The 19,798-nt window shown below is 36.3% G+C and carries 20 protein-coding genes and 2 pseudogenes; 20 read left to right on the top strand and 2 right to left on the bottom strand.

Going from position 1 to position 19,798, the window contains the following annotated elements; genetic code table 11:
- Window positions 1–32: 32 nt before the first annotated feature.
- The 7 genes from K6959_RS09220 to msrB all read left to right on the top strand — a co-directional run bounded on the left by K6959_RS09220 (window position 33) and on the right by msrB (window position 4,824).
- A complete protein-coding gene (locus K6959_RS09220; protein WP_163242417.1) occupies window positions 33–227 on the top strand; it encodes a twin-arginine translocase TatA/TatE family subunit in 195 nt (64 codons plus the stop codon).
- Between the two features lie 406 nt (window positions 228–633).
- On the top strand, window positions 634–1,476 hold the full coding sequence (locus K6959_RS09215) for a DegV family protein (RefSeq protein WP_223086309.1): 843 nt from the start codon (window positions 634–636) through the stop codon (window positions 1,474–1,476).
- Between the two features lie 209 nt (window positions 1,477–1,685).
- On the top strand, window positions 1,686–2,270 hold the full coding sequence (locus K6959_RS09210) for an SCO family protein (RefSeq protein WP_223086307.1): 585 nt from the start codon (window positions 1,686–1,688) through the stop codon (window positions 2,268–2,270).
- Window positions 2,271–2,409: 139 nt separating this feature from the next.
- The gene (locus tag K6959_RS09205) at window positions 2,410–3,240 is read left to right on the top strand and encodes an SGNH/GDSL hydrolase family protein (protein ID WP_163242414.1); all 831 of its coding nucleotides are present in this window, start codon (window positions 2,410–2,412) and stop codon (window positions 3,238–3,240) included.
- Window positions 3,240–3,821, top strand: a complete 582-nt coding sequence (locus tag K6959_RS09200) for a YpmS family protein (protein ID WP_163242413.1) — start codon at window positions 3,240–3,242, stop codon at window positions 3,819–3,821. The genes K6959_RS09205 and K6959_RS09200 overlap by 1 nt, the downstream gene beginning before the upstream one ends.
- A 36-nt stretch (window positions 3,822–3,857) precedes the next feature.
- Window positions 3,858–4,412, top strand: a complete 555-nt coding sequence (msrA, locus tag K6959_RS09195; protein WP_223086306.1) for a peptide-methionine (S)-S-oxide reductase MsrA — start codon at window positions 3,858–3,860, stop codon at window positions 4,410–4,412.
- Entirely contained in the window at window positions 4,402–4,824 is a 423-nt protein-coding gene (gene msrB / locus K6959_RS09190) for a peptide-methionine (R)-S-oxide reductase MsrB (protein ID WP_309484844.1), read from the top strand. The genes msrA and msrB overlap by 11 nt, the downstream gene beginning before the upstream one ends.
- A gap of 478 nt (window positions 4,825–5,302) precedes the next feature.
- Here the strand turns inward: msrB and K6959_RS09185 are convergent, their stop codons facing one another.
- A complete protein-coding gene (locus K6959_RS09185; protein WP_223086304.1) occupies window positions 5,303–6,442 on the bottom strand; it encodes an IS701 family transposase in 1,140 nt (379 codons plus the stop codon).
- Between the two features lie 242 nt (window positions 6,443–6,684).
- On the opposite strand from K6959_RS09185, the gene K6959_RS09180 reads away from it, so the two are divergent.
- Window positions 6,685–7,665: a S66 family peptidase gene (locus K6959_RS09180; RefSeq protein ID WP_223086303.1), complete on the top strand. Its 981-nt coding sequence runs from the start codon at window positions 6,685–6,687 to the stop codon at window positions 7,663–7,665.
- A gap of 206 nt (window positions 7,666–7,871) precedes the next feature.
- On the opposite strand, the pseudogene K6959_RS19105 reads toward K6959_RS09180, so the two are convergent.
- A pseudogene (locus K6959_RS19105) lies at window positions 7,872–8,060 on the bottom strand (IS3 family transposase); the annotation flags it as partial.
- Between the two features lie 144 nt (window positions 8,061–8,204).
- Here K6959_RS19105 and K6959_RS09165 point away from each other — a divergent pair.
- From K6959_RS09165 to K6959_RS09110, 12 genes and pseudogenes are all read left to right on the top strand, one after another.
- The gene (locus tag K6959_RS09165) at window positions 8,205–9,560 is read left to right on the top strand and encodes an aspartate aminotransferase family protein (protein WP_223086302.1); all 1,356 of its coding nucleotides are present in this window, start codon (window positions 8,205–8,207) and stop codon (window positions 9,558–9,560) included.
- Complete coding sequence (locus K6959_RS09160) at window positions 9,561–10,253, top strand: CoA transferase subunit A (protein WP_163242407.1); 693 nt, start codon at window positions 9,561–9,563, stop codon at window positions 10,251–10,253.
- The gene (locus K6959_RS09155; RefSeq protein ID WP_223086300.1) at window positions 10,238–10,903 is read left to right on the top strand and encodes a 3-oxoacid CoA-transferase subunit B; all 666 of its coding nucleotides are present in this window, start codon (window positions 10,238–10,240) and stop codon (window positions 10,901–10,903) included. Before K6959_RS09160 ends, K6959_RS09155 begins: the two co-directional genes overlap by 16 nt.
- A gap of 19 nt (window positions 10,904–10,922) precedes the next feature.
- On the top strand, window positions 10,923–12,200 hold the full coding sequence (locus K6959_RS09150; protein WP_163242405.1) for a peptidase: 1,278 nt from the start codon (window positions 10,923–10,925) through the stop codon (window positions 12,198–12,200).
- 29 nt (window positions 12,201–12,229) lie between these two features.
- Window positions 12,230–13,660, top strand: coding sequence for an aldehyde dehydrogenase family protein (locus tag K6959_RS09145; RefSeq protein WP_163242404.1), 1,431 nt, complete (start codon window positions 12,230–12,232; stop codon window positions 13,658–13,660).
- A gap of 43 nt (window positions 13,661–13,703) precedes the next feature.
- A pseudogene (gene ablB, locus K6959_RS09140) lies at window positions 13,704–14,577 on the top strand (putative beta-lysine N-acetyltransferase).
- A gap of 83 nt (window positions 14,578–14,660) precedes the next feature.
- Window positions 14,661–16,070, top strand: a complete 1,410-nt coding sequence (locus K6959_RS09135) for a sigma-54 interaction domain-containing protein (RefSeq protein ID WP_163242403.1) — start codon at window positions 14,661–14,663, stop codon at window positions 16,068–16,070.
- A 303-nt stretch (window positions 16,071–16,373) separates the two neighbouring features.
- Window positions 16,374–17,816 carry a lysine 2,3-aminomutase gene (kamA, locus tag K6959_RS09130; RefSeq protein WP_163242402.1) on the top strand — a complete coding sequence of 481 codons (1,443 nt, stop codon included), beginning with the start codon at window positions 16,374–16,376 and terminating at the stop codon, window positions 17,814–17,816.
- A 12-nt stretch (window positions 17,817–17,828) separates the two neighbouring features.
- Window positions 17,829–18,113 carry a YokU family protein gene (locus K6959_RS09125; RefSeq protein ID WP_163242401.1) on the top strand — a complete coding sequence of 95 codons (285 nt, stop codon included), beginning with the start codon at window positions 17,829–17,831 and terminating at the stop codon, window positions 18,111–18,113.
- Between the two features lie 253 nt (window positions 18,114–18,366).
- Entirely contained in the window at window positions 18,367–18,558 is a 192-nt protein-coding gene (locus K6959_RS09120; protein ID WP_163242400.1) for a hypothetical protein, read from the top strand.
- A 145-nt stretch (window positions 18,559–18,703) separates the two neighbouring features.
- Window positions 18,704–18,922 carry a YozE family protein gene (locus K6959_RS09115; RefSeq protein ID WP_163242399.1) on the top strand — a complete coding sequence of 73 codons (219 nt, stop codon included), beginning with the start codon at window positions 18,704–18,706 and terminating at the stop codon, window positions 18,920–18,922.
- Window positions 18,923–19,301: 379 nt separating this feature from the next.
- Entirely contained in the window at window positions 19,302–19,643 is a 342-nt protein-coding gene (locus K6959_RS09110; RefSeq protein WP_163242398.1) for a zinc ribbon domain-containing protein YjdM, read from the top strand.
- Window positions 19,644–19,798 lie beyond the last annotated feature (155 nt).

Genomic DNA, 19,798 nt, shown 5'->3' with positions numbered 1-19,798 from the left:
AGTAAGTAAAACTGTAAAGGGGATGTTCGGCTATGTTCTCAAACATCGGTGTGTCAGGTCTAATCTTAATTTTAGTATTTGCGCTTATTATTTTTGGGCCGAAAAAACTTCCAGAAATCGGTCGCGCCTTTGGACAAACACTTCGTGAGTTCAAAAATTCAACTCGTGATTTAACAAGTGACATCATCGAAGATTCTGAAGAAGAAAAGCAAAAACCGGCTAAATAAAGAATTTTACCACTTCATGTGGCGAGGGCGAGTTTGAATGATTTAGTCATAATCCTATCATTGCTATGAGATGAAATCAGTTTTCACCTAGCAAAATTATTTATGAAAATGAAAGAATGATAAAAAACGAGCAAGAGTGGGAAGAACTAAAAAAAAACCGTCATGAAATGTTAATAAATATCCTTTCTGCAACGATTCAAAAAATTTTAAAAACCTTATGATTTATTCTAGTGTGGTTACTGAAACTTGGATCATAAGGGTTTTTTTGTTTGCCGATGTTAATTTAAAAAATATTTTAGAGGTTAAAGATACGACGATTTTCGACAAAATCACTAATAATTTCTCCAATATTTCATTTAAACATGTATAATACATTATAAGTGTTTAAATTTAGGGATGTGAGATAATGAATAAAATGATAATTGTGACTGATTCGACTGCAGATCTTTCTGATGAGTTAATTGAAAAGTATAATATTAAGGTTGTACCGTTATCGATTCATATTGAAGGCAAGACATTTTTAGATAGAATAGAACTTAGTCCGAGTGAGTTTATAAAAAAAAAGAAAGCATCTCGTGAGCTTCCAAAAAGCTCGCAACCTTCGACAGGTGCTTTTTTAGAAGTTTATAATAAATATGGACAAGAAGGATATGAGATTATTTCGATTCATATGACAGGAAATATGAGTGGGACTGTTCGTTCTGCAGAAAGTGCAGCTAAAATGACAAAAGCGAAAGTGACAGTTATTGATTCACGGTTTATTTCCAAGGGATTAGCGTTTCAAGTAGTAGAAGCTGCCCGAATGGCTAAGGATGGAAAACAGACGGAAGAAATTATTGAGCGTTTAAAGGAAGTTCGAAAGCAAACGAGATTATTTGTTGTGGTTGATACGCTGGAAAACTTAGTAAAGGGCGGGCGAATTGGTAAAGGAAAAGCACTTATCGGCTCATTATTGAATATAAAGCCCATTGCTTCGTTAGAGGGAGGAGAGTACACCCCGATTGCAAAAGTAAGAAGCCGGTCTCAAGTTGTTAAATATTTAGCTAAGCAATTTGCACAAGATGTAAAAGGCAAAACAATTAGAAGTGTAGGAATTGCGCATGCAGAAGGATACGAACTTGCGGTCAATATAAAAAATGCAATCTTAGAGTTAACTGGTTTTAAAGATGTCGATATTGTTGAAACGACGCCGATTATTAGTACTCATACAGGAGTTGGGGCAATCGGATTTATGTATTACTTTGAATAATGTTAAATAACAATGAAAAAGCTTGTACAAAAAAAGTCTCGATACGAGGCTTTTTTTGTACAATTTCTGAGGGGCGATTATCTAAAAATAAATAGTAGCTGTCATTCACAAATAGCACACAATATTGTCATAAAGTCTCTTTTTAATCTCATCATTGTTTGTTACAATATTAAAGTGTATATACATATATTTAGAATGCAGGTGAACATATGAAATTTCGGTTATTAACTGTGTTAACATTGATGACTGTTTTATTTCTTTCCGCATGTGGAAAAAATACGATACCCGATGCTAAAAATTATCCAATCGAATCTTTTTCACATACAGACCATAACGGAGAATCCTTCGGTTTATCAGATTTAAAAGGGAAAGTGTGGGTAGCCGATTTTATTTTCACAAATTGTGATGATGTTTGTTTACCAATGACCTCAAATATGGCAAAATTACAGCAAATGCTTAAAGAAGAGGGAATTAAAGATGTAGAGTTAGTCTCTTTTAGTGTTGATCCACAAGTCGATTCTCCAGAAGTCTTAACACAATTTGGCAAACAATTTAACGCTGACTTTTCTAACTGGCACTTTTTAACCGGATACACTCAAGAATATATTGAAAACTTCGCTAAGGATAATTTTAAGACGATAGTAAAAAAGCCTCAAAAAGGGGATCAAGTAATTCATGGAACAGACTTTTACCTTGTTGATCAAGAAGGGACAATGGTGAAATATTATACTGGATTAAAAGATATTCCATTTGAAGAGATTATTAGTCATATAAAAAAACTTCAAGAAAAATAGGTCGAGAAGACCTATTTTTTTTATACGGCAGATATACTTCACTAATGTGATAAAAGACTTATCGTCATAAATATTCACTTTGTTTTGAATGTGGACGAACGTGTTATAATAAATATAATTTGTAGAGGCGGGTGATGAGATGAGAAAAATATTCACCTTACTTTCGTTAACTCTTTTTTTAATTACTGCTTGCAGCATATCTACAGGTGGAGAATTGAACAAAAAGAAGGAAACATCTCTTATGTTAAAGAGTGAAATTCCAAAAGATTTTATCCCTCAAAATCTTACCGTAGTTTCTGTTGGAGACTCGTTAACAAAAGGGATCGGTGACAGCACGGAACGAGGTGGCTATTTACCATATTTAAAAAATTATTTAGAAATGGAAAAGGGTGTCAAAGAAATTGAAATTTCCAATTTGGGTATTAAAGGAAATAGATCGGATCAGCTGTTAAAAAGACTTGATACTGCCCCCGTATTGGAAACTATAAAAGATGCTGATATTGTGATCATTACAATTGGCGGCAATGATATCATGAAAGTTGTAAGAGAAAATATTTCTCAATTAAAGCTTGAGCACTTTGACGGTGCAAAAAAACAGTTTAAAGAGCGATTACATGATATATTAAGTACAGTTCGAACGGCAAATGAAGATAGTATGATTGTCCTTGTTGGACTATATAACCCTTTTTTTACATGGTTTTCTGATTTAAAGGAATTAAATAAAATTATCGATGACTGGAATACGATGAGTGAGTCGATTGTCGGAACATATCGTCATGCTTATTTTGTTCCGATAGATGATTTGTTTGAAAATTATGGAGAAAGCTTACTTTATTCAGATTATTTTCATCCAAATGATAAAGGTTATGAACTGATTGCAGAACGATTATACAAAGAACTAGATGAAGAAATTATTGATCAATTAGCAGAAAGAAATTTTGCTCTAAGGAAAGAGGAGACAGAAAGGTAATGAAAAATAAATATAAGTTATTGTTTTTTCTTTTGCTAGGTATTAATGGGGCGATCATTATTTCTATCCTTATTTTAATTACTATACCTGCGAAAGAAGAACGCATTGACAGTGAAAAAAAATCAATGCACGAAGAAGCCGTTCACTTACCAATTCAGACAAATAAGGCTGACCTTAATGAAGTGATTAATCATTATCTTGATAAGGAAGGATTGACTGGACCGATCCATTATGAAGTGAAACTCGACGATGATGTAGAGTTATACGGCACGCTTCGAGTATTTAGTAAAAATATCGAGATGAAACTAACTTTTGAGCCTGAAGCATTAGAAAATGGCGATTTAATTTTAAGACAAAAATCAATTGCAATTGGGGAACTTAATTTACCTGTTTCTTATGTATTAAAATTTATTCAAGACCGTTATCACTTGCCAAAATGGGTGAAAATTCAGCCGAATGATAAAATAATATATGTCTCAATGCAAAACATGGAGCTAAAAAGTGATATAAAATTACTAGTAAATACATTTGATTTGCAAAAAGATGATATATCCTTTACATTACTTGTTCCGACAAAATAGAATTGGAAAAGATGATGATTTAAAGAGGTGGAGAAAATGGAAGCAAACGAACAACAATATGAGTTAGCTACTTTTGCAGGGGGATGTTTTTGGTGCATGGTAAAGCCTTTTGATGAACAGCCAGGTATCATCAAAGTTGTTTCAGGTTATACAGGCGGGACGACAAAATTCCCAACTTACGAGGAAGTATGCTCGGGAGCAACAGGTCATTATGAAGCTGTACAAATTACTTTTGATCCGGTTATTTTTCCTTATGAACGATTATTAACAATTTTCTTGCAACAAATTGATCCAACAGACAGCGGCGGACAATTTTATGATCGGGGAGGTTCATATAAAACGGCTATTTTTTATCATCATCATAAACAAAAGGAGCTTGCAGAGAGTTCAAAAAAAGAGCTAGAAGAAAGCGGCCGTTTTCAAAAACCAATTGTAACGGAAATTTTGCCTGCAAAAGAATTTTATCCTGCTGAAGAATATCACCAACACTTTTATAAAAAAAACCCAACTCGTTATTACTCATATCGAACAGGATCAGGAAGAGATGACTTTTTGAAGCAGCATTGGGAGGTAAATGATGATGAAAAATAAACGTAATTTAACTCCATTACAATTCGAAGTGACTCAAAACAATGGTACAGAGCCGCCGTTTCAAAATGAGTATTGGAATGATTTTCGCGAAGGAATTTATGTAGATATCGTGTCAGGAGAGCCGTTATTTAGTTCAATAGATAAATATGATGCTGGTTGCGGCTGGCCTAGCTTTACAAAGCCGTTACGCGAGGATGAAATAATCGAAAAAGCAGATTTTAGTCATTCGATGGTTCGAACTGAGGTAAGAAGCAAGACAGCAGATTCACACTTAGGACATGTTTTCAATGATGGTCCCGGTCCTACGAAGTTGAGGTATTGTATTAATTCAGCTGCGCTTAAATTTATCCCAAAAGAAAAGCTTGAAGAAGAAGGCTATGGTCAATTTTTACATTTGTTTGAAGATAAATAAATTGACAGGCAGTTCGTTCCATACATTTAATAAATAAACTAAACTAATAAGAGGATATGATGATCAATATATAAGCATATATCCTCTTTTCTATCATTAACAGGACAGTTTAGTTGAAGATTGATAAGATGGACTATTGCAAATAATTTAATGCCCTACCACAAAGACGGAGTAGAAAGGTTGTTAAAATCTATATCACCTTATACTTTTTAGGGGAATGTTAAATGATACTAATACTTGTTCAACAAACAGGGCGTTAGTTGAACAAGACAGGACTTAACATAATACTAGGCATATAAAATAAGTTATGTCCTTTTTAAAATTTAGGTTTTGATAAATTAGTCTAGCTTCTTTTTTCATTTAAGTAAAATTTTACTTATAGGAGTTTCGTTTTATGTATATGAACTAGAGTATTGCAAATTTTACTAAAGTCCTATGAAAACGGCATAGTTATAGTATGGGTATACTTTCTTTTTTTTTAGGCAGTCAGTTTAAGACTTTTTAACACTTCCATAAGTGGCTTCTGGGTAAGACCTTGTTCATATGCATAGACAACAAGTAGCCCAAGATGGTCTTTTCGTATTCTTCGAACTACATCACCAATTGTAAGTGTAGTTCCGTCTTCCCATTTTTTTCGTTGATACTCTAGAAAGTTATAGGTCAAAAACTGCATACACCAAAAACGTTCAATACCCTTACGAGAAAGTAGCTGATAATCGTTAAAACCGAGTAAATCTTTGAGATAACGATATCCTGTTTCAATATTCCAACGCACGTCATAGTATTGCAAGATCGTCACGAGATCAAGGCTGTTATCAGTGCATAGGAGACAAAACGGTTTTTTTCCTCCATCACATTTGTCTTTCCAGGAGAGCAGGATAGTCGACTTCTCAGTTTCACCACAATATTCTTTACATTTATACACTTTATAATGACGATCATCCACTGTAACGGAGCGGAGATCAGATTGTTGAAGATGATTTGCAGCAAATTCACTTATTTTCATTTTGCGATTTTTTGCACGGATTTTTCTGTTTGTGCGAAGGCCGCCAATTAGATAAAAACCCTTTGCTTTACACGCTTCTATTAGTTTTTTGCTCATATACCAACTGTCGACAAGAACATAAACTTTTTCATCGGAAGAAGCTTTATACGTTTCGATTAATTCGATTGCTAAATCATTTTTACTTTTAAAGGTGAGTCCATGTTTTTGACAGTAAGGTTCACGATAATAAGAACGAAAATCCCAAGCGAATGAATAATCCCCGCTCACAATATGGGCTGTAACAATACTGTGTGACCACACCCTTTTCCGATCTGCATGTGAAAAATGCATGTCTAAGCCTTCCATTCGTTTAGTGGAACGATGCTTTTTTGCTTGGGTATCATCAATAATGAAAAAGGTCGGTTGTTTGTCAATTTGTTTGTTACGAGCTTGTTTCATTGTATTTATAATAAATTCGTGGCGCCGATCGGTTACTCGGCGAGAACACCATGGAGATTCGTTGAGAAATCGTGTCATACTGCTAAGATCACGAGGGTTGTGAGTAGATCGCCGTATTTGTGAAACAGTCTTTCTGCCGTCAGTTAAAATAATTCCGTGAATAAATGTTAGCATATGTTTCATCTGTGGTTTTGAAAGACCTAAACGTAAAGTTAAAATAAATCGAACAATGTAAGAGTAGAAGGTTACCATATGAATGAAATATCCCCTTGTTTTATGAAATTATGGTCTATTAAACAAATTCCTCAAAATATTTAAATTTCCTTTAAAGACTTGTAGATAAATCAGCAAAAAAGAACATTTATTTTCGACAAAATTTTTGCAATAATGAATGAAATAAGGTGGGAGGGAAGTTTATGTTTGCTAATAAGCTTAAAATTGGTGATGAAATCCGCGTCATTGCATCGTCAACAAGTATGGCAGTTGTAAAAGGCGAACAAGTAGAAAATGCCGCAGCCCGGTTACATAATCTTGGGTTTAAAGTAACATTTGGAAGGCATGTCAACACTCACGATGAGTTTTTTAGTTCCTCCATTTCGGAACGAATTGAAGATTTACACGAGGCTTTTCGGAATCCGAGCGTGAAAGGAATTTTAACAGCTTTAGGGGGCTATAATTCAAATCAACTGTTGCGATATATAGATTACGACTTAATTCGTAAAAATCCAAAAATCTTTTGTGGTTACAGTGATATTACGGCTTTAGGCCTAGCTATCTATAAAAAGTCGGGTCTCGTAACTTATTCAGGTCCTTTTTTTTCTACATTTGGGATTAAATATGGGTTTGATTATACATTGCAATCATTTTTAAGTGCGGTAACGAACGATGGTACATATGAAATCGAACCTTCAAAAACGTGGAGTGACGATCCTTGGTATCGTGATCAACAAGACGTGACATTCTATCACCAAGATGGTTACTTCGTCTTAAATGAAGGAAAAAGTGAAGGCAAGATTATTGGTGGTCATCTTTCAACATTAAACTTGTTGCAAGGGACTGAATATATGCCATCTTTAAAGAATGCCATTTTATTTATTGAGGATGACGAAGAAACACACCCTCTTTCATTTGACCGCAACCTCCAATCGCTTCTGTATTTACGAGATGCTCAATTGATTAAAGGACTATTAATTGGAAGATTTCAAAAAGGCTCTAACATGACTGATGAGGCGCTGCAGAGGATAGTAAAATCAAAGGCAGAGCTGGCGCATATTCCTGTGATTGCAAATGTGAATATCGGCCATGTCAATCCGTTTGCTACTTTTCCGATAGGTGCCAAAGCAATAATAGAGGCAAAGGGAACTGAAACAAAAATTATGATTGAACAGGCAGAATAAGAAATTACTTGGACAGATTTGTAAAAAAGAATAGCGGGCGTGCTAGCGTTCCAAGTAATGGAGTTTTGCGGCATGCCTGCGAAGCCTAGAAATCAATCTCTTGATTCACTAAGCCTCAATTTCATAAATATGCAAACAAAATTAAAGAGCATATTTTGAAAAAGATAGATCGAAACGGTGGTGACCCCTTAAAGTTAGAGTTTTTATTATGCAGCTAATTGGCTGGATTGATTTTGGTATTCGACCGGACTCGGTCCAGTCAATTTTACTTTTGATCGTTCGTGGTTATACCAGTAGATGTATTCTTCAATCTGTTGTTTTTATTCTTCATAACTTACTAACTTCTCTCCATAATACATTTCTTGCTTTAAGATGCCAAAAAAGTTCTCCATCGAATGTTATGTACAAGTTAAGGTGTGATATGAAGCAGAAACAAAAAGATATTAATTTTCATGAAACATTCCTAATTTCAAGTCATACAATTTATAGAATACATCAAAATATTAAAAACGTTTTCATTACAGGGATGAGGTGAGGTTGTGGATCAAACATACTTAATTAAACCAATGCTTGATGCACAGTTTCCAGTAATTGATTATGGAGAAGGGGTTTATTTATACGATAAAGAGGGACAGAAATATTTGGATGCTTGTTCCGGTGCAATTACCGCTAATATCGGTCATGGCGTAGAAGAAATTATTGATGCCATGCATGAACAAGCTAAACGCGTATCGTTCGTGTACCGTTCTCAATTTACGAGTGAACCGGCTGAAAAGTTAGCGAAGAAAATTTCCGAAACGATTTTTGGGAATTTAAAATGGTGTTTTTTTGTTAATAGCGGTTCCGAAGCAAATGAAACTGCAATGAAAATTGCGATTCAATATTGGCAGGAGAAAGGGAAAAATACAAAACTTAAAGTGTTATCTAGATGGATGAGTTATCACGGGATTACCCTTGGTGCCCTTTCAATGTCTGGTCATACTGGTCGAAGAGCACGGTTTGTTCCCTTATTAGAAGAGTATCCAGTTATCCACCCACCATATTGTTACCGATGTCCTTATAATAAGGAAGCACCTGATTGTGGTTACCCCTGTGCTCATGAGCTAGAGACGGTGATTCGAAGGATTGGTGCAGATCAAATTGCAGCATTTATTGCTGAACCTGTTATTGGAGCGGCTGGCGGAGCGATAACACCGCCAAAGGATTATTACAAAGTGATTAAAGATATATGTGAAAAGCATGAAATTTTGTTTATTGCTGATGAAGTGATGACAGGCTTCGGCCGAACAGGGACAATGCTAGCGTGTGAACAATGGGACGTTGTGCCTGATATTGTGACGTTAGGAAAAGGGATGGGAGCAGGTTACACGGCAATCGCAGCAACGTTAATTGGGGAACATATTATGGAACCGATTTTAGCAGGTTCGAAGGCGATTATGAGTGGACATACATTAAGTGCAAACCCGCAATCATGTGCGGTTTCATTAGCTGTTCTGGAATATTTGGAAAAACATAAAGTGATCCAAGACGTTCATACGAAGAGTGCTTATTTAATGGATTTATTGACGAAAACGAAAGATGATTTTCCTTTTATTGGTGATATTCGCGGGAGAGGGTTATTAATCGGATTAGAATTTGTACAAGACTTTAAAACAAAGACCTCTTTTCCTTCTAGTCTAAAAGTAACGCAAACAATTATTATAATAGCTAAAGACAACGGCTTATTATTGTACCCTGCTGCTTCAGGAATTGATGGAACAGATGGTGACGCTGTCTTAATCGCACCGCCATTAACGATTACGAAGGAAGAAATGGATGAATTAGTTTTTTTCCTGAATAAAACATTCCAACAGTTAGAATCGTTTATTTATCGTGATGTAGGAGGAGAGAATTAATTGGAAAACTCCTTTGGAAAAATAACAAAGTTAGCGAAAGTCATTGATCATTTTTATGATGGCATGAGCTTGATGGTTGGGGGGTTTGGAGGGATCGGAAACCCTCCAACTATTATTAAAGGGATTTTAAAAAAAGGGATAAAAAATATCACGTTAATTTGCAATGATACTGGGTTTCCACATATCGGCGTAGGTAAAATGGTTCGGGAAGGAAGAGTGAAAAAAGTTATTGCTTCTCATATAGGCTCTAATCCAGTTGCTGGAGAGCTAATGACGAAAGGGATACTTGAAGTTGAATTTTCACCGCAAGGAACATTGGCTGAAAGGATTCGTGCCGGCGGTCTAGGATTAGGGGGGATATTAACCGATATTGGAATTGATAATGATTTAGTTTCAAAAGGGAAAGGGAGGGTAACAGTAAATGGTAAGCAATTTTTGCTTGAGACACCATTAACTGCGGATGTATCAATCGTTTATGCAAAAAAAGCAGATCCGTTTGGAAATCTTATTTTTGATAAAAGTGCGCGTAATACAAATCCACTTGTTGCAATGGCTGGAAACATCACCATTGCTGAAGTTGAGGAATTTGTAGAGCTTGGCGAGTTAGATCCTGAAGAAATTGTTACACCTGGGGTGTTTGTTGATTATATGATACGTTCAGATGGGGTGAATTGGAAATGGGCATGGGAGTAGATGTGCGTAAGCAAATCGCAAGGCGGGCAGCAAAAGAGATTACGAATGGGATGGTCGTCAATCTCGGTATTGGTATCCCTTCCCTAGTTCCAGATTATATTCCGCAAAATATAAAGGTGATGTTTCATGCGGAAAACGGGATATTAGGCATCGGTCCAACTCCTCAAAAAGGGAAGGAAGATGCGAATCTTTGTAATGCCGGCGGCTTTCCGATTACAGTCATGAACGGTGCTTCCTATTGTGATAGCTCAACTGCGTTCGGAATGATTCGCAGAGGGAAAGTGGACGTTACTATACTTGGCTCGCTTCAAGTGAGTAAGAAAGGTGACTTAGCTAATTGGATCGTCCCTGGGAAAAAAGTACCTGGTATGGGCGGAGCGATGGAGCTTGCTCAAAAGGCTAGAAAAGTCATAGTCGTTATGAATCATGTTGATAAAAAAGGAAATCCCAAAATAGTTGATAAGTGTACTTTGCCGTTAACATCAGCAGCGTGTGTCCATTTAATTATTACAGAAATGGCTGTTTTTAATGTTAACAGGGTGGAAGGGCTTATTTTGTTAGAAATATTCAAGCCTTATACGATAGAAGATGTTAAAAAAGCGACCGAGTGTACGTTTTTAATTGATAGAAATGTAAAAGAGAGACTATGAATGATAGGGGGAGAACGGGTTGAAAAGCAGAGAGCAGAATATCCGCAATTGGATTAAAGAACATAAAGACCTTGGCATCAAGTTGCTGCAAAGATTAGTGCAGGAAGACAGCACAAGAGGGAACGAAAATAAAGCACAGGCAATTATCATTGAAAAATGCCGTCAGCTAGGGATGGAGCTTGATATTTGGGAGCTTGGAGAAGTAAAACTCATTAATAATGAATATTTCTGTTGCGATCGCAAAGATTTTAGCGGAAATCCAAATGTTGTGGCATTATTAAAGGGTACCGGCGGCGGTAAATCAATCATTTTAAATGGTCACATTGACGTTGTTCCGGAGGGAGATCGTAATGATTGGAAAGATGATCCGTACAGTGGAAATATAAAAGATGGCAAGCTATATGGACGGGGCTCAACTGATATGAAAGGGGGCACTGTTTCTCTTTTACTTGCATTAGAAGCCATTATCGCGTTGAATATTAAAGTAAAGGGTGACATCATTTTTCAAAGTGTGATTGAAGAAGAGAGCGGCGGTGCCGGCACCCTTTCGGCTGCTTTGCGAGGCTACAGAGCAGATGGAGCGATAATCCCTGAGCCGACAAATATGAAGCTCTTTCCAAAGCAGCAAGGTTCAATGTGGTTCCGAATTACGGTGAAAGGCAAGTCTGCACATGGCGGAACAAGATATGAAGGTGTGAATGCAGTTGAAAAAGCGATAAAGGTGGTCACAGCATTACAACAGCTTGAAAAACGAAGAAACGAAAGAATATTAGATCCTCTATATAAAAATATCCCTATTCCGATCCCGATTAATATCGGTAAAGTAAATAGCGGCTCTTGGCCATCCTCTGTTCCAGATGTTGCGATCATAGAAGGGAGAATGGGTGTTGCTCCAAATGAAACGATGAAAAATGCCGAAAAGGAAATGGAGGAATGTCTTTTTTCACTGAAAGAAATAGATTCTTGGTTTAGCGAGTATCCACCAGCGATCGAATGGTTCGGGGGCAGATGGCTACCAGGGGATTTAGAACAAGACCACGAACTAATGAAAATAATTCGTAATAGCTACATACAAGTCATAAATAAAGAGCCAGTCATCGAAGCTTCGCCGTGGGGAACTGATGGGGGGATCCTTTCTGTTGTAGGAAACACACCAGTAGTCATCTTTGGACCTGGAAAAACAGAAGCTGCCCATGAAGCAAATGAATATATCGAGCTTGAAGAAATGATTCGAGCAGCTGAAATTATTGCCTTGGTGATTATAAATTGGTGTGAAGCAGACAATTCATCGACGTAGAAAAAACGGCTGTTAAGGAGGTTTCATCATTGAAACAGCATTTATGGATTAACGGTAAAGACGTAGAAGCAAAGGAATATCGGGATTTATTCTCCCCTTATTCTAAGAAAAAGATCAAGAGTATCGCTCAAGCAAATGAAAAAGATGTAAAAAATGCCATTGAGTCAGCTCGCCATGCTGCGCAAACAATGGCTGACATGCCAGCATATAAAAGGGCAAATATACTTGAAAAAGTTGCCGAGTTTTTAACGGAAGAAAAAGAGGAATGTGCGAAACTAATTGCTACCGAAGCCGCTAAACCGTTAAAAGCTGCAAGGGGAGAAGTCGAGCGAACCATTATGACTTATTTATTTGCGGCACAAGAAGCGCGGCGCTTGACGGGGGAAACGATTCCGATGGATGCTGCCCCAGGGGGTGAAAACCGTGTTGCGTACACGGTTAAGGAACCTCTTGGAGTGATCGGAGCAATTACTCCATTTAATTTCCCGATGAATCTTGTCGCCCATAAAGTCGGTCCTGCTATTGCAGCAGGAAATACAGTCGTTTTAAAACCTGCAAGCCAAACGCCGTTAAGCGCGCTCAAAATTGCTAAATTATTTCACAAAGCAGGCTTGCCGGCCGGGGCTCTTAATGTTGTGACTGGTTCAGGAAAAACGGTTGGTGATGTGTTATTAACTGATGAAAATATCCGTATGATTACTTTTACAGGAAGTCCTGAAGTCGGAATATCTTTGAGGGAAAGAGCTGGTTTAAAAAGAGTCACCCTTGAGCTAGGCTCAAACTCAGCTGTTATTGTCGATTCAGAAGTAGAGTTACACAAAATTGTGCCCCGTATTGTCGCCGGAGCATTTGCATTTCAAGGTCAAGTGTGTATTTCTGTTCAGCGTATTTATGTACATGAAGCTTTATTTACGCAATTTGTCGAGCTTTTTATTGCAGAAACAAAAAAATTAGTCATCGGCAATCCTCTCGATGAAAGCACCGATATTTCTGCGATGATCAGTGAAGGGGATGTAAAGAGAGCAAAAAGCTGGATTGAAAGTGCGGTCAAAAACGGTGCCCAATTAGCTTGTGGCGGAGTAGATGAAGCTGGAATTCTTCAACCGACAGTGCTTTTGCAAGTCCCGAATACAGAAAAGCTTTCTTGTGAGGAAATATTTGCCCCAGTTGTTCATATTAATTCATTCTCTCATTTTGAGGAGGCAATTGCCGCAGTAAATGAGTCAAAATACGGTTTACAGGCCGGGATTTTTACAACAAACATTGAAAGAGCTTTTAAAGGAGCAAAAGCGCTTCATGTTGGTGGAGTAATGATTAATGATTTTTCAACCTTTCGGGTTGATCATATGCCCTATGGCGGTGTGAAAATGAGCGGATTTGGAAGAGAAGGAATTAAATATGCTATTGAGGAAATGACTGAACTGAAACTCATTAGCTTTAAGTTAAATGACCCAGTCTGACCGATATGGTCAGACTGCTTAAGGAGAGATGTCGATGATGAATATGAAACTAGCAACTTCAACAACTATTAAGGAAGAGCAATTTTCTTTAGAAATTTTTCAAGATCCTTTTAATAAACGAATAAGGATTGATGATTATCAGGGGAATGTAAATCAAGCACTAGAGCGGGCAGAACAGCTCGCAAGCAATTTATTAGCTGAAAAACTCATTGTTAAAGGGAGAAGAGAGCATTTTTCATCGTTTCTAGAAAAAGGGTACAGGCTTGAAGGATGCATTGATCATTACTTTCTTGGATCTGATTGTTATTTTTTTTTTCAAAAATTTTACACTTGAACGACAAACGAGTCCTCATCTTTTAAAAGAAGATACGACGATAAATGAAATTTACAATTTACCTCGAAAAGTGGAGATAAAGCCACCTCCAGTACAATACAAATTAATAAAAGCCACTCAAAATGATGCAGAAGCACTTGCACTGTTATACGGACAAGTTTTTCAAGTTTATCCGACCCCGCTTAATGATCCAGAATACATTAAGGATACGATGTCAGCCGGAACAATTTACTACTGTTTCAAGAGAGAAGATCAAATTGTAAGTGCTGCTTCAGCGGAAGTAAATCAGTTTTATAAAAATGCTGAATTAACAGATTGTGCAACTTTAGTTGAACATCGAAAATATGGGTTAATGAAATGAAATTTATTACTCCAAAGCTTGGAGCAAGAGCTAATAAATAATGGGATTTATTGTAGTTATTCCATTGCACGAGCATTATCTTTTGGGATGAATGCGGCCCTTTATCAGCTTGGTTATCATTATCGAGGCAGGCTCATAAACAATTGTTATATTTTTGATAAGATTGAAAATATGAATATCTGGGTAAAAAATTTAAGTGATATGCCAATTAGTCGTCAGTAAAATAGACGAATATTCGGCAGCTGAAATGGCAATCATCAACAAGAAAAGTTTTACTGTTTAAATCGGGGTGGAAGGAGAGAACAATGAATGAAACAATCAATGTGACGAAAGAAATGTTAACGGCGATTTTAAATGGAATTGATGAAGGAATCCACGCTGTTGATACAGACGGAACGACAATTTTTTACAATGAGATTGCGGCTAAGCATGATGGGATGACGGTTGAAGAGGTGCTCGGGAAGCCTTTATTAACTGTTTTTCCGTCATTAACAGAAGAAACGAGTACCCTATTAAAAGTAATGAAGTCGAAACAGCCGATTTACCATCGAACACAATCGTATGTGAATATACATGGTGAAAAGATTGAAACGATCAATACGACTTTACCTATATTTGTAAAGAAAAAAATAATTGGAGCTGTAGAAATTGCAAAGGATTATTCGAAGTTAAAACTATTATCAGAACGTTTGCTAGATTTACAAAGTACGGCAATGAACATATCAGCAAAGCCGACAGAGCACCGCGGGACAAAGTATACTTTTCATCATTTAATGACTAGAAATCAAGAGTTTCAAGCGATGAAAGATGAGGCTGAACGATTATCAAAGTCTGATTCACCGATTTTAGTTTATGGGGAAAGCGGCTCGGGAAAAGAGCTGTTTGTCCAAGGAATCCATAGCACTTCAAGAAGGAATAAAGGCCCTTTCATTGCGCAAAACTGTGCAGCACTGCCAGAATCTCTCCTCGAAAGTATTTTATTTGGAACTGTAAAAGGGAGCTATACTGGGGCGGTTGACAGGCCAGGCTTATTCGAACTTGCTCATGGCGGAACATTGTTTTTAGATGAGCTTCACGCAATGCCGTTTGAATTACAAGCAAAGCTTTTAAGAGTACTAGAAGATGGAATTGTCCGCAGGGTAGGCAGCACGAAAAGTTTGGCAGTTGATGTCAGAATTATTGCTGCTATGAACGAGCATCCCCAAAAGGTGTTACAAGAAGAAAAACTGCGTTCAGACCTTTTCTATCGCTTAAACGTACTCACATTTGAACTAATGCCATTAAGAAAGCGGAAGGAAGATATTAGCCTCTTAACGAATCATTTTATTTCTACTTTTAATAATCAGCTTAATAAACATATTAAAGGTACGAATAAAGCAGTGGCAAAGCTATTTAGGCGGTATCCCTGGCCTGGAAATGTCCGCGAGTTAAAACATACGATAGAGTACATGATGAATGTTTGTAATCAACAATATTTAACAGAAGACGATTTGCCTTTCATGTTAAAAGATGAACTTCAAAAAGCAGAAAAAGTAAAAAAGGATATGAGCAATTTATCATTGCGAAAAAATGTCATCAATTTAGAAAAGAAGCTTATATACGGGGCGCTTGAAGAAACAGACGGTAATGTATTGCAAGCTGCAAAGCTATTGCAAATTCCACGCCAAACTCTACAATATAAAATTCAAAAATATGAGATTAACTATGCCCATTAACTGGCGACTTATAAATCTTAATGTTTCTCTTAAATTATTAGTTTCTTGACAAACGATCCTGTGAATTCGCCTTAGCCTCGTGTTTGGAGCCTTGCTGGACAATTATTTCTTTAATATTAACTTTATCTATAACTAAAGCTTAAGGATTTTCCTTAAGCTTTTTTATGGTTTTGAAAAATTAAATTTATTTTTTTAAGTATTGGCCGGCATAGTGTTTCCACTAAAACACTTTAATATTTCTTTTAAGTTGGCACGGATATTGCATGATATTTTTAAAGAGAAAGTATTTTAGGAGGAATAAGAATGAAACAGTTTTTATATAAGCCAAAACAGCATTGGAAAGAAATCGAGCTATGGAAAGATGTTACAGAGGAACAGTGGAACGATTGGCTTTGGCAGTTAACAAATACGATCAGGACTGTTGATGACTTAAAAAAAGTGATTAATTTAACTCCTGAAGAAGAAGAAGGAGTGCGAATTTCCACAAAAACAATTCCATTAAATATTACTCCTTATTACGCATCATTAATGAACCGTGATGATCCGCGCTGTCCGATCCGCATGCAGTCGGTACCGATTTCACAAGAAATATTTAAGACTAAATATGATTTAGAAGATCCATTGCACGAAGACGAAGACTCACCTGTCCCCGGGCTTACGCACCGTTATCCAGATCGAGTGTTATTTTTAGTCACGAACCAATGTTCAATGTATTGCCGTTATTGTACGAGACGGCGTTTTTCAGGGCAAATCGGAATGGGTGTGCCAAAAAAACAGCTTGACGCTGCAATTGAATATATTCGCGATACTCCTCAAGTAAGGGATGTTCTCATTTCAGGTGGAGATGGTTTGTTAATAAACGATCAAATTTTAGAGTATATTTTAAAAAATTTACGTGAAATAGATCATGTTGAAATTATTCGGATTGGTACTCGCGCCCCAGTCGTATTCCCGCAAAGAATAACAGAAAATCTTTGTAATATATTGAAAAAATACCACCCGATTTGGCTAAACACTCATTTTAATACGTCAATTGAGATTACCGAAGAGTCAAAACGTGCCTGTGAAATGCTTGCAAATGCTGGTGTTCCCATTGGGAATCAGTCGGTTATTCTCGCCGGAATAAACGATAGTGTATCGATTATGAAACAGTTAATGCATGATCTTGTAAAAATCCGCGTTCGTCCATATTATATTTACCAATGTGACCTTTCAGAAGGAATCGGCCACTTCCGCGCACCTGTATCAAAAGGATTAGAAATTATTGAAGGTCTCCGCGGGCATACGTCCGGTTATGCGGTTCCAACCTTTGTCGTCGATGCACCTGGCGGAGGGGGGAAAATAGCTTTACAACCAAACTATTTAATCTCTCAAAGTGCTGATAAAGTTGTTCTCCGTAACTTCGAAGGCGTAATTACAACTTATCCTGAACCAGAAAATTATATTCCAGATCGTGCGGAAGATTATTTTAAAGAAATATATCCAAATCTCGAAGAAAAGCAGTCTAAAGTAGGAATCGCTGCTTTAATGAATGATCAGCAATTCAATCTCGTGCCAAATGAATTAGAACGATACAATCGAAGAAAGCAATACGAGGAAAATCCAAACCATAGCTCGATTAAAAATAAACGAAGCAAACGGGACGAATTGAAGGAAAAGAAATTCCAAGCTCAACAAGGGAAAATGCAAAGCCACCAAAAAGAAAATAAAGCGGATGAACAACAGTTAACGCCTGCAAATGATTAGGGGGAATCGAGATTGGAAAAACGTTGTGAATGGTGTCAAAGTATGAACATTCAATATAGTTCTAAAGAAGTGTATTGGGAACTGCCTGACGGATCAAGAGCAATAGAAATAGAAGAAACGCCGACAGTTTTTTGCCAAGATTGCTCAATGGCTTACCAAACTGAAAAAATTGTGAAAGAAATTGAAGATCAGCTGTTATTAATCGATACGAATATAATTGATCAAAAGATTAGTTTTTCTGAGCTAATGAATATCCCTCGACTGTTGAAGAAAAATTATTTTGACTTTTCTTCTTAAAATGTCTGTCTTGTTAAATTAGGTGAATGATCTGCATTATAAAATGACTGGCGGCTATTCGAGCAAATGGAAAAGAATAGCCATTTTTTTAATGTCCCTCCGTATGATTTGTTATTTCAATACGAGCATTTCAATGAAATAAGCTGATAACATTTCACAAATTTTTCATCCTTTATTCACAAACAGAATTTATGCTCACTTTATAATAAATAGTATAGAGATCATTTAGCGGATTTTTTAGGGGGATGAAGAAATGTATATCGCGCTATCGATTATGTTAGTCGCTGCAATGTTTGTTTTATTTATGTGCGGTTACTATACAGCAGTCATTAAGGCAAAATACGGTAAGAATTGGCTGCAAGCTGTTCCAATTACAGTTGCACTGCTTATGTTTAATATTATTTGGGCTCTTGTTGAGCTTTCTAAAACTGCTCGTTGGCAGTAGAAATAATAAATACTTATATATTAACATTTTACAAGCTGAACAATCCTGTAAACTAGGATTGTTTTTTGCTGTAGACGTAAAGTAGCTAATTAAGTTATATTGTTACAAAGTGAATCATCTAAAATAAATTAGGCAGGCGTTAAATATGAGTAAATTTTTTTATCATTATTTAATGAAATATAGGAATCCTCAAGCGAAAGACGAAATCAGCCAATTTGCGAATGATGCATTTATCGACCATAGCTTTCCAAAATACTCTGTTAACTACAATGAAATTAGCTCATATTTAGAAATGAATGGCCACTATTTAAAAAATATGTCCATCTTTGATCAAGCATGGGATTTGTATATTTCAGAAGAATAATTTAGTTTTGTCGAGCAGTTGAAATTGTTAAAGAACTTGCTTTAGCTGAAAGTAATTAAATTTATAATAACTTGATTAATTAGCTTCGTCTGTCATTACGTACGAAGCTATTTCTTTTTTTGCGATTAATTGAATTTTAAATGTGATGAAGGTAGAATAAGAGATAATTAAATCTTACATATGAAGTGATATTTGTTATAAATACCTAATTTCACCTTAAGAAATCAGAAAAGTAACAAAGTTTTCATATATGAAAGGTTGGATTAGATGATAATATAGTAATTCACTCTGAACATCTTAAAATAAAATGAGTAAGTTTGTTGGTGAAATTTAATCTCAAACATTTAAGTTTTTTATTAGGAATGGGGGAAAGGGAGAAATGTCTAAGTTGCCAAATTGTCCAAAGTGTAATTCAGAATACACTTATGAGGATAGAGGTTTTTTTGTTTGTCCGGAGTGTGGGCATGAGTGGAATTCACAATTAGAAGAGGAAAATACTGAGGATAAAAACGTTGTAAAAGACGCAAATGGGAATGTCCTAAACGATGGTGATTCCGTAACGATCATTAAAGATCTTAAAGTAAAAGGAAGTTCATCTGTTTTAAAAGTAGGGACAAAAGTGAAAAATATTCGTTTAGTTGAGGGAGATCATAATATCGATTGCAAAATTGCTGGTTTTGGCGCAATGAAATTAAAATCTGAATTCGTGAAAAAGGTTTGAAATTTTTTGCTTTAAAGATATATGCACATATACTACAAAAAAGATTAGTGAACAGTGAATGAGCAGTGGTAACGAAAGTTGAGCTAGTTGAGGGAAATCTGTAAAATGTTTATTTAAATTCATCTTTTGATATATAGTCTTCAGAAGTTAAGAAT

Origin of the sequence: Bacillus aquiflavi (assembly GCF_019915265.1) — a bacterium.
Taxonomy (GTDB): domain Bacteria; phylum Bacillota; class Bacilli; order Bacillales; family Cytobacillaceae; genus Bacillus_BT; species Bacillus_BT aquiflavi.
The sequence above is the reverse complement of the archived record's forward strand: the minus strand, read 5'-3'. Positions and strand labels throughout refer to the sequence as shown.